This window comes from Aliidiomarina taiwanensis (assembly GCF_003987015.1).
Classification (GTDB): Bacteria; Pseudomonadota; Gammaproteobacteria; order Enterobacterales; family Alteromonadaceae; genus Aliidiomarina; species Aliidiomarina taiwanensis.
This window is the reverse complement of sequence record NZ_PIPQ01000001.1, coordinates 218472-232791: the sequence shown is the minus strand read 5'-3', so window position 1 is coordinate 232791 and position 14320 is coordinate 218472. Positions and strand designations below refer to the sequence as shown.

General features: G+C 48.1%; 11 protein-coding genes. 1 reads left to right on the top strand and 10 read right to left on the bottom strand.

Annotation, left to right across the window (positions count from 1 at the left end; genetic code table 11):
* Nucleotides 1-17: 17 nt before the first annotated feature.
* Complete coding sequence (gene topA / locus CWE15_RS01040; protein WP_126756207.1) at nucleotides 18-2699, bottom strand: type I DNA topoisomerase; 2682 nt, start codon at nucleotides 2697-2699, stop codon at nucleotides 18-20.
* A 323-nt stretch (nucleotides 2700-3022) separates the two neighbouring features.
* Here topA and astB point away from each other — a divergent pair, with 323 nt between their 5' ends.
* Entirely contained in the window at nucleotides 3023-4357 is a 1335-nt protein-coding gene (astB, locus tag CWE15_RS01035) for an N-succinylarginine dihydrolase (RefSeq protein WP_126756206.1), read from the top strand.
* Nucleotide 4358: 1 nt separating this feature from the next.
* Here the strand turns inward: astB and CWE15_RS01030 are convergent, their stop codons facing one another.
* The 9 genes from CWE15_RS01030 to CWE15_RS00990 form a co-directional block, all read right to left on the bottom strand.
* On the bottom strand, nucleotides 4359-5237 hold the full coding sequence (locus CWE15_RS01030) for a TraB/GumN family protein (protein WP_126756205.1): 879 nt from the start codon (nucleotides 5235-5237) through the stop codon (nucleotides 4359-4361).
* A gap of 23 nt (nucleotides 5238-5260) precedes the next feature.
* Entirely contained in the window at nucleotides 5261-6772 is a 1512-nt protein-coding gene (purF, locus tag CWE15_RS01025) for an amidophosphoribosyltransferase (RefSeq protein ID WP_126756204.1), read from the bottom strand.
* A gap of 5 nt (nucleotides 6773-6777) precedes the next feature.
* Nucleotides 6778-7278 (bottom strand): CvpA family protein, encoded by a 501-nt coding sequence (locus tag CWE15_RS01020; RefSeq protein WP_126756203.1) that lies wholly within the window; start codon nucleotides 7276-7278, stop codon nucleotides 6778-6780.
* 65 nt (nucleotides 7279-7343) lie between these two features.
* Nucleotides 7344-7901: an SPOR domain-containing protein gene (locus CWE15_RS01015; RefSeq protein ID WP_157980687.1), complete on the bottom strand. Its 558-nt coding sequence runs from the start codon at nucleotides 7899-7901 to the stop codon at nucleotides 7344-7346.
* Nucleotides 7891-9201 (bottom strand): bifunctional tetrahydrofolate synthase/dihydrofolate synthase, encoded by a 1311-nt coding sequence (gene folC / locus CWE15_RS01010; protein ID WP_126756201.1) that lies wholly within the window; start codon nucleotides 9199-9201, stop codon nucleotides 7891-7893. The genes CWE15_RS01015 and folC overlap by 11 nt, the downstream gene beginning before the upstream one ends.
* Before the next feature lie 16 nt (nucleotides 9202-9217).
* Nucleotides 9218-10105: an acetyl-CoA carboxylase, carboxyltransferase subunit beta gene (gene accD / locus CWE15_RS01005; RefSeq protein WP_126756200.1), complete on the bottom strand. Its 888-nt coding sequence runs from the start codon at nucleotides 10103-10105 to the stop codon at nucleotides 9218-9220.
* Nucleotides 10106-10216: 111 nt separating this feature from the next.
* Nucleotides 10217-11011 carry a tRNA pseudouridine(38-40) synthase TruA gene (truA, locus tag CWE15_RS01000; RefSeq protein WP_126756199.1) on the bottom strand — a complete coding sequence of 265 codons (795 nt, stop codon included), beginning with the start codon at nucleotides 11009-11011 and terminating at the stop codon, nucleotides 10217-10219.
* 3 nt (nucleotides 11012-11014) lie between these two features.
* A complete protein-coding gene (locus CWE15_RS00995; RefSeq protein WP_126756198.1) occupies nucleotides 11015-13105 on the bottom strand; it encodes a FimV/HubP family polar landmark protein in 2091 nt (696 codons plus the stop codon).
* A 173-nt stretch (nucleotides 13106-13278) separates the two neighbouring features.
* Complete coding sequence (locus CWE15_RS00990) at nucleotides 13279-14295, bottom strand: aspartate-semialdehyde dehydrogenase (RefSeq protein ID WP_126756197.1); 1017 nt, start codon at nucleotides 14293-14295, stop codon at nucleotides 13279-13281.
* Between the last annotated feature and the right edge of the window lie 25 nt (nucleotides 14296-14320).

Genomic DNA, 14320 nt, shown 5'->3' with positions numbered 1-14320 from the left:
TTCACTCCACTATTCCATTAAGACTTTTTAGTTGCTGGTTTCCTCTTTTTGGCCCCGGCCGCTGCGGCCTTTTTTTTCTTTGCCGCTACCTCTGTCCAGGTACCATGCTCATAGTGTGCTTGCCAACCGGTCGCTTTGCCATCAACTTCAGACATAACGTACTGAACTTTATTTTTCCGGCTATAGCGAACGATGGCCTCATTACCCTCTGGGTCCATTGCAGGAGCTTCCGTTAAGTATTTAAACTTGTCCGGTAAGCGGTCTGCAAACCGCTGTAATTCTGCTACTTTGACTGCACGCGTTTCCCGTGAACGTGGGAAAGTACTGGCCGACATAAAAATGCCAGACGCCCCGTCGCGAAGCACAAAGTATGCGTCAGACTTCTCGCAAGGTAGCTCTGGTAAATGCACCGGGTCTTCCTTCGGAGGAGCCGCCTCACCATTGCGGAGTAACTTGCGGGTGTTTTTACAATCTTCGCTGGTACAGCCAAAATACTTGCCGAAGCGACCCGATTTCAACTGCATATCAGCACCACACTTGTCGCACTCAATAACAGGCCCTTCATAACCTTTAATGCGGAATGTGCCCATTTCAACTTCGAAGCCATCACACAGTGGGTTATTACCACACACGTGCAATTTGCGCTTTTCGTCTAATAGATAGCTGTCCATAGCGGTGTCGCATTTCGGGCAGCGGCGGCGCGCCATTAAAGCTTTTACTTCTGCTTCTTCCTCGTCGCCGTCGGTCACCTTTTCGGCTTCGTCGCCCGGAGTTAAGTTCATGGTTTGAGTACACTTGTCGTCTTTAGGCAAGTCATAACCTGAACAACCTAAAAACACACCTGTCGACGCGGTGCGAATACCCATAGGACGCGAACATTTTGGACACTCAATGTCTGTTAGTACCATTTGATTGGCACGCATACCGCCTTCGGCCTCGTCCGCTTCCGCTTGCTCTAGGCGCTCTTTAAACTGTTCATAGAATTGGTCAAGTGCTTCTTTCCAGTCGGTTTTCCCTTCTGCTATGTCGTCTAAGCGCTGTTCCATTTCTGCAGTAAAGTTGTAGCTCAATAAATTCTCAAAGTTCTCGGTGAGCCGATCCGTTACTATTTCACCCATTTTCTCCGCATAGAAACGTCGCCCTTCAATCCGAACGTAGCCTCGGTCTTGGATGGTGGAAATAATTGAAGCATAGGTTGACGGTCGGCCAATGCCGCGCTTTTCTAGCTCTTTAACAAGAGAGGCTTCATTAAATCGGGCCGGCGGCTTGGTGAAGTGCTGCTGCGGATCAAGCGCGATCAACTTCAACTGTTCACCCTTCTGAATATCAGGTAATGCCGAGTCATCCGCACCCTTACGGTTCACTTGTGGTTGCACCTTTGTCCAACCATCGAAACGTAACACGCGGCCACGAGCGCGCAGTTCATACGGCCCAGCAGCCACAGTTAAGGTGGTCGAGTCGTATCGAGCGGGTGGCATTTGGCACGCCACGAACTGTCTCCAAATCAATTCGTACAAGCGCTCAGCGTCACGGTCTACTCCCTTTAGCTGATGCGAGCGAACGTTCACATTGGAAGGGCGGATCGCTTCGTGCGCTTCTTGGGCATTACTTTTCTTGCCAAAAAAGTTGGGCTTTTCTGGTAAATAGGCTTTCCCGAATTCTTTTTCTATAAAGCCTCGACAGCTTTGCAGTGCGTCTTGGCTCAAGTGCGTAGAGTCTGTACGCATATAGGTAATATAACCCGCTTCATATAAGCGCTGAGCCATCGTCATGGTTTTCTTTACCCCAAAACCAAGGCGTGTGCTCGCCGCTTGCTGCAAGGTGGAAGTGATAAAGGGAGCACTCGGTCGGCTTTGTGTAGGTTTATCTTCACGCCCAACCACCTCGTAGTCTGCACCGCTTAGTGCAGCCACAGCCTGGTCAGCTTGTTCTTTATTAACAGGTTTAAAGGCTTTGCCAGACTCTTTATTGACTTGGAAGCGAGCTTGCCCTTCGGCGGCTTGTAAGTCTGCGTGAACGTCCCAAAACTCTTCTGGGTTAAACGCTTTAATTTCTCGCTCTCGCTCCACCACGAGACGGACAGCGACCGACTGTACCCGGCCAGCCGAAAGTCCTCGTGCCACTTTTTTCCAAAGTAAAGGAGACAGCATAAAGCCCACCACTCGGTCAAGAAAGCGGCGTGTTTGCTGCGCATTGACGCGAGCGACATTAAGTTCTCCGGGCTCTGCAAAAGCCTCTTTTATGGCTTTTTCAGTAATTTCATTAAACACCACGCGCTGGTAATTACTGTCATCACCACCTATGAGTTCGCGTAAGTGCCACGCAATCGCCTCTCCTTCGCGGTCCAAATCCGTTGCGAGATAAACGGTGTCGGCCTTTCGCGCTAGGGTTTGTAGCTCTTTCACTACCTTTTCCTTCCCTGGCAAAACCTCATAGTGAGGCTCCCAACCATTTTCAGGGTCTATCCCCATACGCATAACCAAGTTGATGTAATCTCGTTTGCTGCGGTATGCGGCCTTTTCTTCAGGCGACATTTTGCGCACTTCAGCAGGTGGTTTCGCTGGTGCCTTCTTTAAGGCTTTGGTAGGCAAGTCGCGGACATGACCAACGCTCGACTTAACAATAAAGTCGTTGCCCAAGTACCTGTTTATCGTCTTTGCTTTCGCAGGAGACTCAACGATTACTAACGATTTACTCATGAAATCTGTGTTCTCTACTTTTAATGAAGCGTGAGTTTAGCGTGAAACAGTGCCTATATAAGCTTTTCAAATACAATCTGCAAGCTTTGCCTGTAAACGGCGTTCTATTTACACATATATAATTATTCGAGCTCAGTAACAAGCCACAGCTATTCATCACATACTAATCAACGCAAAGTGAATAGCTAATCAAACACGGCGGAAAACTGGCGAAGCTCAGTAAAATCATGGCTTTCCTTCCAGTCTAGGGTGCGTATAATAAAATGCAAAATAAATTCCTTTTCCGCCTAATTTCCTCGGAACGACCAGGAGCACCCTCTGAAATGAAACATTACGAAGCTAACTTTGACGGTCTCGTCGGGCCAACTCATAACTATGCGGGCCTTTCATACGGTAATGTCGCGTCACTCAGTAATGCGCGCAGTGTATCGAGCCCACGCTCTGCTGCCAAGCAAGGCCTGAAGAAAATGAAAGCTTTGCACGACATGGGACTTGTCCAAGGGGTCCTCGCACCACAAGAGCGTCCTGATGTTTATGCGCTTCGTCGACTTGGTTTTCAAGGCACTGACGCCCAGGTTCTGAGCACTGCTTACAAAGCCTCTCCAGCTATTTTTCAGGCCGTGTGCTCTGCTTCCAGTATGTGGACCGCCAATGCAGCTACTGTCTCAGCAAGTGCTGACACGGCAGATGGTCGCGTTCATTTTACGCCCGCAAATTTAACCAATAAGTTTCACCGTTCCCTCGAGCCTGAAGTGACGGGCCGTATTCTCCAGGCCATGTTTAAGAACCCGGACTACTTCCAGCACCACACCCATTTACCTGACAACGAACATTTTGGCGACGAAGGTGCCGCAAACCATACTCGCTTTTGCCAAGATTACGGCTTAGAAGGCGTGGAAATGTTTGTCTATGGGCGTTACGCTTTTGATGGTAGCAAACCTGCTCCTAAAAAATACCCTGCACGGCAAACCCGTGAAGCGTCCGAAGCCGTTGCTCGTTTACACGGCTTAACAGATGCTTCAACAGTTTTTGTTCAGCAAAACCCAGAAGTGATTGAACAAGGCGTGTTTCACAATGACGTGATTGCCGTAGGTAACCAAAATGTTTTGTTTTATCACCAAGAGGCTTTTTTGAACACGGAAGCCAAACTTGCAGAGCTAGAACAGAAGCTACAAGTACCTATGCACTTTATTGAAGTGCCTACTGAGCAAGTGTCTGTGGCTGAAGCGGTTAAAACCTATATGTTCAACACGCAGTTGGTCACTCTTGAAAATGGTCGTATGGTGATTATCGCACCTACAGAGTGTGAAGAAAGTGCCATTGTACGCAGCTACTTTGAAGAGTTAGTCAGCAAAGACACACCTATTAAAGAAGTGCGCTACTTCGATGTAAAACAAAGCATGCGCAATGGCGGCGGCCCTGCTTGCTTGCGCTTGCGGGTGGCTATGAACGACGCAGAGCTGGGTGCTGTCAACCAAGCCTGCATTATGAGTGACGCCCTATTTGAGCGTCTAAATTCGTGGGTCGACAGCCACTACCGAGATGAGCTAAGCACTGCAGACTTAGCCGACCCGCAGCTGCTCGTAGAGTCGCGGGAAGCGCTCGATGAACTGACGCAAATCCTTCAACTGGGCTCTGTGTACCCGTTCCAACGTTAACTTAATGCTTGGTGATGAGGGCTCCGGCGCGCTCAAATAGCGCTAATAAGCCCTGTTCACCTGCAAGATGAGCAGCCCCAACGGCAACAAAGTGCTGCTCATCTTTCTTTACAGCTTGTTGCAACCGTTCAAACCACAGCTTATTGCGCGCTTCAAGCAATACACGTTGACTCTGGGCCGACAAACTCTGCTCGACTTGCTGCCAAATATAGTCTAAATCCCCTTCTTGCCAGCCCCGCTCAAGCTCAGCAAGCTCCTGCGAAATACTATGGAACTGCGCCAAGATCTCTTTAACGTGCTGCTCTGGGTCCACGCCAAGGCGTGCTTTTTCCAAGGCGGTTACTTGGTCATGTGCAGACTCCAAGCCACTGACCGTCATGCTGTTCAAGGCTGCATATCGCATGACTTGATAGTCAATACCCAAGCTGGTCTTGAAGCCTTCGCGCTGCAGCCACATAACCATCACCAGGTATTCAACCAGCCAGGGTTCCATTCTTTGTACGATCGATGGAGCCAACCCCACCCGAGCAATGAGTGCAGCGAGCTCGGCCCAAAGCTCTTCGGGTAACTGTTCTCGCAAATAAGGGAAGTCGTGTAAGCCTTGTTCAAACAGCATCTCTGCGCTTAAGTTAAGCTCTTCTGGGGTAATCTCCATCCAAAGGCGATCGCTGGTAGAAATGCTGTGTTTAGCTTTGTCGCTGAGCTCGGTGGAGGACTTTGCTGCTAAGTGAATGGTACCCAAAATCCATAAGGAGCGGTCGGGTAGTTGGACTTGATAAAGAATTTCCGCTCGCGTGTTGAATGGCAGCACGAGCGGGATAAGAAGGGAAAAGAGAAATGCGAGCTTAAACTTTCGATACCTTGTAGCAAGTGTGAGCATCCATTTCTCCAATTCTTTTGTGGTTAGTCGGCCTCATTGTAAAGAGCCAAATTTGACTCTTCTTGCTCTTGTTCTTCTTGCTTACTGTCATTTCGTGCAGCATGGAGGCGATCTAAATATGTTTGGTCAATGTCACCTGTGACATAATGGCCACTAAATACAGAACTTTCAAATTGCTTTAAGTTGCTATTCTCCACTTGTGCCGACCAAATAAGGTCGTCCAAGTCTTGGTAAATGAGTGCATCAGCCTTTATCAGCTGACTAATTTCATCCACTTCTCGACCATAGCCAATTAATTCATTCGCACTTGGCATGTCAATACCATACACGTTTGGAAAGCGTATTTCTGGCGCAGCAGATGCAAAGTACACTTTATTCGCGCCCGCTTCACGCGCCATTTCTATGATTTGTTCTGAAGTGGTTCCGCGCACAATTGAGTCATCCACAAGAAGAACATTTTTTCCTTTGAACTCAGAGCCAATTGCATTGAGCTTGCGGCGCACCGACTTCCGGCGTTGAGTTTGTCCCGGCATAATAAATGTGCGGCCAATATAACGGTTCTTAACAAACCCTTGGCGGTAAGGCTTGTCCAACACTCGCGATATTTCTAGCGCTATATCACATGCGGTTTCTGGAATAGGAATAATCACATCTATATCTAGGTTTTTGTACTCTTTCTTGATTTTTTCACCTAGCTTGCGCCCCATATTGATGCGGCTTGCATAAACTGAAACACCATCAATAAAAGAGTCGGGACGGGCAAAATAAACATATTCAAAAATACACGGAATGTGGACCGGGTTTTCAGCACACTGGCGGCTAAACAATTCGCCTTCTTCAGTAATATAAACCGCTTCGCCTGGTTCTACGTCACGCATAAATGTGAAGCCAGTGCCGTCAATCGCAACACTTTCTGAAGCCACCATATACTCGGTTCCTTGGCTCGTTTCGCGTTTGCCAATCGCTAATGGACGAATTCCGAAGGGGTCGCGAAACGCCACCATGCCATGCCCAATGACCATGGCAACCACTGCATAAGCACCTTTTACTTGCTGGTGTACACGGCTAACAGCAGCAAACATGTCGTCGGCACTTAAATGCATTTGGTTTTCACGCATAATTTCATGAGCAAAAATATTCAGCAGTACTTCCGAGTCCGAAGCTGTATTAATATGACGCTTTGCAGTTTCAAACAACGATTGCTGAAGTTCGTTGGAGTTGGTGAGGTTGCCATTATGAGCCATGGCAATACCAAACGGTGAGTTTACATAAAATGGCTGTGCTTCTGCAGAACTTGAGCTACCTGCCGTTGGATAACGAACATGGCCAATGCCAATATTACCGCTGAGCCGGCGCATATGCCGAGTATGAAACACATCGCGCACCAAGCCATTGCCTTTACGTAGACGCAGGTTATAACCATCAATGGTCATAATGCCTGCCGCGTTTTGTCCACGGTGTTGTAGCATTGTAAGCCCATCATATAATGCTTGGTTTACGGGTTGCTTACCAACGATACCAACGACACCACACATAACGACTACCCTCTTATTTCGGTTGACTGCAAAAAGCTCGACGAGTTTTGCAGGTAATCAAAAAACCATTGAATATATATTTCGAAGTGGGGAATAAGCACTGCATTTTTCCACCAGTCTTCATTTGAAAGCGGCGTAAAGGCGTCCATCATAAAAAGCAAAGCGCTTACAATTAAAATGCCCCGCAAACCACCAAAGACAACGCCTAGCAGTCGGTCGGTGCCGCTAAGCCCTGTTTTCTGAACGAGTTGGCCCACTATATACGTCAGCATGGCGCCAACAACGAGTGTGCAGATAAAGAGAATCGCCACGGCTAAACCGTTGCGTACCATAGGGTCTTCAAACCCGGTAAGGAATTCGGCTAAATCACTATAGAATATGCTTGAGACAAAAAATGCACCTATCCATACGGCCAAGGAAAGCGCCTCTTTTACGAAGCCACGGATCAAGCTTATTAAAACTGAAAGTGCTATTACGCCGACTATTGCGTAATCAATCCAAATCATAATTTTAAGCCATCTTTTTTAGACACAGGGATTCTACCAGAAAGCAATTGTTGGGCGTTAGCTTTTTAGTTATTCGCTGGTTGATATGGCACTACCTTTCCTTCTAGCGCAGTTAACTCTTTTAGCTCTTCTAGCTGTGCATTGAGTGTTTCTTTATTGAGGTCAGGCCCAACAAACAATAAATGCAAGGCGCCATCCGTACGGCGAACAACTCGGCTATCTGCCGCAAAACCTGCGTCTCTTAACTTCGCCAATAGTTCTTCTACCGAGTCAGCATTGCGAAAAGCACCCAACTGAATAACCCAGCGGTCACCTGAAGGGGTATCGAGATCTTCGGCAAATACTTCCTGCTGCTCCGACGGTTCACTGCCGGTACTGTCTTCTTCAGCATCAATAATGGGAACCGCAATGCTATTTCTTTGGGTACGTGCCGTCGTTGCAAAGTCACGCGGAAAGTCAGGTGACTGCATATGCGAGTCTATCGTGGGGCTAAGGGGTGTTACTTGAAAGTCATCGCGCTGCGCTTGCCCTGCATTACCGAACAAGTCTGGCAGTATAATAACCGCTAGGGCAACCACACATACGGTGCCAACCACTCTATTTTGCAAAGGACTACCTGCCATTGAAAGCTCTCCCTTTATGTTCATACAAAGCGGCCACGGTCACAAAAGACCCAAAACAAACAAGTATATCATTTGGCTCAGCCTCTGCTAGCGCTGCTTCATAGGCCGCAGCGACCTGCATAAATGGCTGTGCTTTTTGACCCATGCTGTCCAGGACGCCCGCTAGCTCCTCTGCACATGCGGCACGTGGCCCTGGTAAGCTCGCCACATACCAATGTGATATTGCAGGCGTCAGTTCAGCTAGGGTCGATTTTATATCCTTGTCCTTCAACATACCACATACAGCTAAAACTTTACCTTGTGTAGACTGTGTTCGGCGTATTTGCATGAGCTTATCGTGTAAGTATTTTGCCGCATGGGGGTTGTGTGCCACATCCAAAATCACCTCGGGTTGGCCAGGCCAACGCTCGAAACGCCCTGGAACTGCAGCGGTCGCTAGGCCTCGTTTCATCGCCTCATCTGAAATAGGCAAGCCAAGCATCTGCAAGGCAGCAATCACGCCTGGTGCATTCGCCAGTGGTAGCTGTGGAACAGGTAACTGCTGGAGAGGCTTTAAATACTCCTGTCCTCGTTCAGAACAGGGCATAAAGGCCCATGTGTGTTCGTCTAGCTCATGCCGATAGTCTTGTTCAACACAAAATAGCTGCGCTCCTAGCGCTTGTGCATGGGAAACTAACCGCTGCGGGGGCTTTGGATCACCACAAATGGCAGGTTTTCCCGTTCGGTAAATCCCTGCTTTTTCATAGCCAATGTCTTCTCGGTTATCACCTAAAAAACCCACATGATCAATATCGACACTGGTCACAATGCTTGCGTCAGGCTCTACTATATTCACCGCATCTAGGCGGCCACCTAATCCAATTTCAAGTATAGCTACGTCTAACTTGTGTTGTTTCATTAGCCATAAAGCGGCCAAGGTGCCGAATTCAAAATAAGTCAGTGACGTTTCACCGCGAGCCTTCTCAACGGCACTGAATGCATCGCAATGAGCTTGCTCCGACAGCATATTCCCATTGACTACAACGCGTTCCCGGTAGTCCACAATATGTGGTGAAGTAAAACAGGCTGTGGAGTAACCTGCTTGTCGTAATATAGCGTCTGCCATGGCAACGGAGGAGCCTTTACCATTGGTACCCGCAATAGTGAGTACCTTTTTCGCAGGTTGTAATACGCCCAGGGTGGTAGCAACCTGAGTGATGCGCTCCAACCCCATGTCAATTTCTTTAGTATGTATTTGTTCTAAATAAGAAAGCCACGCGTCTAATGAGCGTGGCTGTTCTGAATAGCTTGAAGTACTCAAGGTTTTAAACCTCGTTTTAGTCCGCAGTGTTGTCTGCCATCATAATTTCATCTTTCGGTGCTGGCAAGTGCTGAAACTTAGACAACAAGCTGGCCACTCTATTACGCATGTCGCGGCGGTCAACGATCATATCAATAGCGCCATGCTCCAACAGGAACTCACTCCGCTGGAAGCCTTCTGGCAGAGTTTCACGTACTGTTTGTTCAATAACACGTGGCCCGGCAAATCCAATAAGGGCCTTCGGCTCTGCTATATTCACATCGCCTAGCATAGCAATACTGGCTGATACGCCCCCCATGGTAGGGTCTGTGAGTACCGAAATATAAGGTAGGCCTTGTTCGGACATTTTAGCCAACCCAGCAGACGTTTTCGCCATTTGCATGAGGGATAATAGCGCTTCTTGCATACGCGCCCCACCAGATGCTGAAAAGCATACCAGCGGCATATTGTGCTCAAGGCAGGCCTCCACGGCTTTAATAAAACGGGACCCAACCACTGTTGCCATCGAGCCCCCCATGAAACTAAATTCGAAGGCCACAGCAGCAATAGGCTGACCTTTCAAAGTTCCTTTCATAGCAACCAAAGCGTCTTTTTCACCGGTTGCTTTTTGCGCAGCTGAAATACGGTCTTTATAACGTTTCGAGTCCCGAAACTTCAGCTGGTCCTGCGGCTCTAGCTCTACACCTAACTCTTCTCGACCCTCGGTATCTAAAAAGTGGTCTAAACGTTCACGAGCTGTCAAACGCATATGGTGGTCGCACTTTGGGCAGACGTGAATATTGCGTTCTAGGTCGGCACGATAAAGAATAGCTTCACAGCCGCCGCATTTGCTCCATACCCCTTCAGGTATGTTACGACGTTTGCTTGACTGAGGTTTTGAAAGTATTTTTTCGATCCAGCTCATATATACCTATCACTAATTGGCGTGTTGCCAAATTGCGTCATGTTCGTTGAATTACCGCACATTAAACCATATTTTTGCAGTCACTTGCAGAACTAAGTGGTCTAATATGTTTTACTCCGGCGGTAAAAATAGTGGCCCGAGCGGTACTTGGGGCAATTCAAGTGCCTCTGGGTAGTGAACCTGTACTAAGTATAAACCATTTGGCTTTGCTGTCGCTGCAGACAAACGCCTGTCTTTGACATCGAGTAAATGTTGTATCCATTCCTTGGGCTGCTCGCCACTGCCAACGGCAATCAGCGCGCCAGCAATATTTCGTACCATGTGGTGCACAAAAGCATTGGCTTGTATATCTATGACTACATAAGCGCCATAGCGTTCAACCGTTACAAAGTGCACGTTGCGAAAAGGCGTATGAGACTGGCATTGTGCCGCCCGAAATGAGCTAAAATCATTTTCGCCCAGCAAGGCTTGCGCTGCCTCATGCATGGCAACCTCATTTAACGCTTGGTATACATGCGTAACCCCTCCGTTAAGAATGGCTGGTCGCAAGGGGGCATTATAAATGATGTAGCGATAGCGTCGCGCTTTGGCAGAAAAGCGCGCACTAAAGTCCTCAGGCACTTCTTTCACCCAGCGTACTGCTATATCAGACGGCAAATGGGAGTTCACCCCCATAGTCCAAGCACCATCTGGGCGCTCTGCTGGTGTATCAAAATGCACCACCTGCTGGGTCGCATGAACACCAGCGTCGGTCCGTCCTGCGCACACAACTGAGGTTGGGTGCAAGGTGATTTTCTCAAGTGCTCTTTCTACACAGGCTTGCACCGTTTCGGCATGATGCTGCCGCTGCCAACCTGAATAAAGTTGGCCGTTATACTCAATGCCGAGGGCAATTCTTTTTGTCATCTACTACTCTGATTCAATACGTATTTTCAGTTCTTCTGCTTCTTCTCGAATACTGATATCTGTTGAAGTTAAAGCTTCTTGAATTGCTTCTAAGGCGCTTTCCTTGTCACCCATTTCAAGATAAGCACGCGCTAAGTCTAGTTTAGCTGCTAGCTGGTCTTCTGCTCGGGAAGAATCATCTTCCGTCTCGCTATCATCTGGCTCGCTGGTGTTTTCTGCATCAGCAAGAATGTCATCAATATCAAGGAATGGGTCGTTTTCTGGCGTTTCCTCATCCCCTTCTTCTTGAGGCATCTCATCTTCATGAGCTTCATCGTCAAATACCAAGTCCGTGTCGGGCTCTGTTTTCAACTCTCTTTCTAAGGCTTGCGTTTGTTCCAGAAGGGTGTCGATGTCGTCGACCTGTGTTGCGGACGCATCCTCCTCAATACCCAGTTCATTTAGCAGCTCATCTACATCTAACTCAGCCGGTGTTTGTTCGTCTGCCTGTTCAGACTGGTCAAGAGCGACATCTGGGTCTAACGGGTCTAATTCATGGTTGTCTTCCGGCAACAGTTCTACGTCTGGCTCAGTTACTGTGTCTGGGTCCTCCGCTGCCGGGGGCTCACCTATACTGTCAATCAAGCTATCAATATCGTCTTCCGCAAGGGTGTCCGCCTCTTCAACCGGTGCTTGCACCTCACTGGCTACATCTACAGGGTCAGTAGCAAGCTCTTCTTGCGCTTCAGACTCTCCAGCTGAGAATTGTTCACTTTCAAAAAGCGCATCAAGGTCGTCTTGATCCAGGCTTTCTTTTCCAAGCGGCTCCATCTCCTCTTCATCGTCAACTAAGTCTGGTGCGTCATCGATTTCCGTCGGATTTTGTACGTCTTCATCAAGCTCTGTGAAGTGATCGAACTCACTTGCTTCTTCGTTTATCCCAAAGCTATCTTCCGCTTCGCTTTCACCGTCGTCCGTTGGTCTGAGCATCTCATCAGACAAGCGATCTAAATCGGTGCCTTCTTCTTCATCGTCTGCAAAGTCCGCGAAGGGATCCTCTATTCCTGCATCTTCATCAACAGTAACCCCTCCCATTAGCTCACGCTCTAATACGTCTCGGGCTTCTTCATCGGTGAGCTCAGGTTCGTTCTCGCGCTCAGCCGGTTCCTCGGCTAATAACTCGTGCGTTGCCATATCCACTTGTCGACGGCGCAGTAACCAAGTGGTTAATAAAATCATCAATAATGCAGGTACCGACGCTAGAGCAATTAACATACCTGGCTGCTCTAACAAGTCGTCTAGCATAGAATTTGAAGCAGTATTTTGGCCGCTTTGCGCTTGCTTTAGGGCTTCTTGCTCTTGTTTTATTTGGCTTATTTCTGCTTCGTATTCAGCAGCGGTGACGACGTCGTTTTGCATAGCTTGTAACGCGTCTTCTAACAGCTTTAAGCGTTCCTTCAGTTCCATGTTGTCTTGGTACAAGGCTTCCGTACTTTCAATGGAACGAAGCAGCGCCTGCTGAAGTTCATTGAAGGATTGCTCTTGGCTGCTTTGTACGCTTTGCACAGCAGCTTCCGCCTGCGCACGCGCCTCTTCCACAAGCCGCTGTTGTTCTTCTCGTCGTTGCTGAACTAAGGCTTCTTCTTGCTCTAAAATGCGTTGCTGTCGGGCAATTAGCTCGGCTTGCTCCACTTGCACCTGTGCTGCGGCAGGATTTAACTGTTGTATTTCTTCCAAACTAGGAATACGTAAATAAAAGCCCGTCAGCATTTCATTTGCATTGCCGTTTGGGAATGCGTCCGGGTTCGCTTGCACTATGGCAGCCATCATTTGTGGCACGGTAACACTCGAATGAGGACGATGACGGTTTGCAATACTCCACAAGGTATCGGTTGCTTTGATAGGGCCGTACTGTTCTGTTCCGCGGCGAACCTGAGCGCTTTCAGAGCCTTGCGGCCCCCGAATAACCACACGGTCTGCTTCCTGAGCCATGGCTGGCAGTGGCTGCAGTAAAACTGCACACAAGCCAACTCCTACTGTCAAACTGAGCGCAGTACGGAGCCAACGTCGAGGCAACCGAAAAAAAGTTAAACTTCCCTGAGCAAATTGGGTCATTGTATTTATCCTGAATCGAACGCAAAAATTATAATTGTGATAGCGTAAAAACGATACAACGAGTACTTACGCGCCCTAAGCTTCCTTTTATATAACGGCGCAAGAAGAGTGTTCTTTATCACTCAGCGCAATTCTCACGCCGCCTTTACCTGTAGGCAATTATTGAAAAGCCATTACCAGTAAGTATGAATCAAGTGCTCCGCAATTTGCACACTATTGGTCGCTGCGCCCTTTCGAACGTTATCTGCCACCACCCATAAATTCATACCATGCGCATGTGAAATGTCGGCGCGCACACGCCCCACAAGCACTTTGTCTTGGCCACTAGCACCTGACACTTGGGTTGGGAAGTCCGCTTGATTCTCAAGCAGCTCTACGCCCTGAGCTTCACGCAAAATATTTTTAATTTCTTCTACATCGGCTGGTTGACGTAGCTCAATATTAATCGCTTCTGCATGACCAAAGAATACGGGCACACGAACCGCCGTGGCATTTACGCGAATACTTTCATCACCAAATATTTTTTGTGTTTCCCACACCATTTTCATCTCTTCCTTGGTGTAGTCGTTATCTAAAAACTCGTCAATTTGAGGGATGCAGTTAAACGCAATTTGGCGCGCAAAGGCTTCGGGCTCTACGGGCTTACCATTTAATAAAGCTGCAGTTTGCTGAGCTAATTCATCTACACCGGCAGCGCCAGCACCAGAAACAGACTGATATGTCGAAACATTAATACGCTCAATACCAAACGCATCATGAATAGGCTTTAATGCCACCACCATTTGGATGGTTGAACAGTTTGGGTTGGCAATAATATTGCAATTTCTAAAGTCCACCAACGCCTCACCATTTACTTCGGGCACTACAAGAGGTACGTCTGGTTGGTATCTAAAGTGAGATGTATTATCAATGACCACGCAGCCAGCGTCAGCAGCGCGCGGGGCATATTCTGCCGAGACTGCCCCTCCTGCCGAAAAAAATGCGATATCCACTGTACTCCAGTCAAACTGCTCGACGTCTTCCACAACCAGTGTTTCGCCCTTGAATTGAATATCAGTGCCTGCCGAGCGCGCACTTGCTAATGGAAACAATTGCTTTATTGGAAAGTTTCGCTCGCTCAGGCTTTCAATTATTTGCTTACCCACCAAACCTGTGGCGCCTAAAACAGCGACATTCAACTCTAAGTTCATTTACATCCTCTCACTTTTTAAAAAC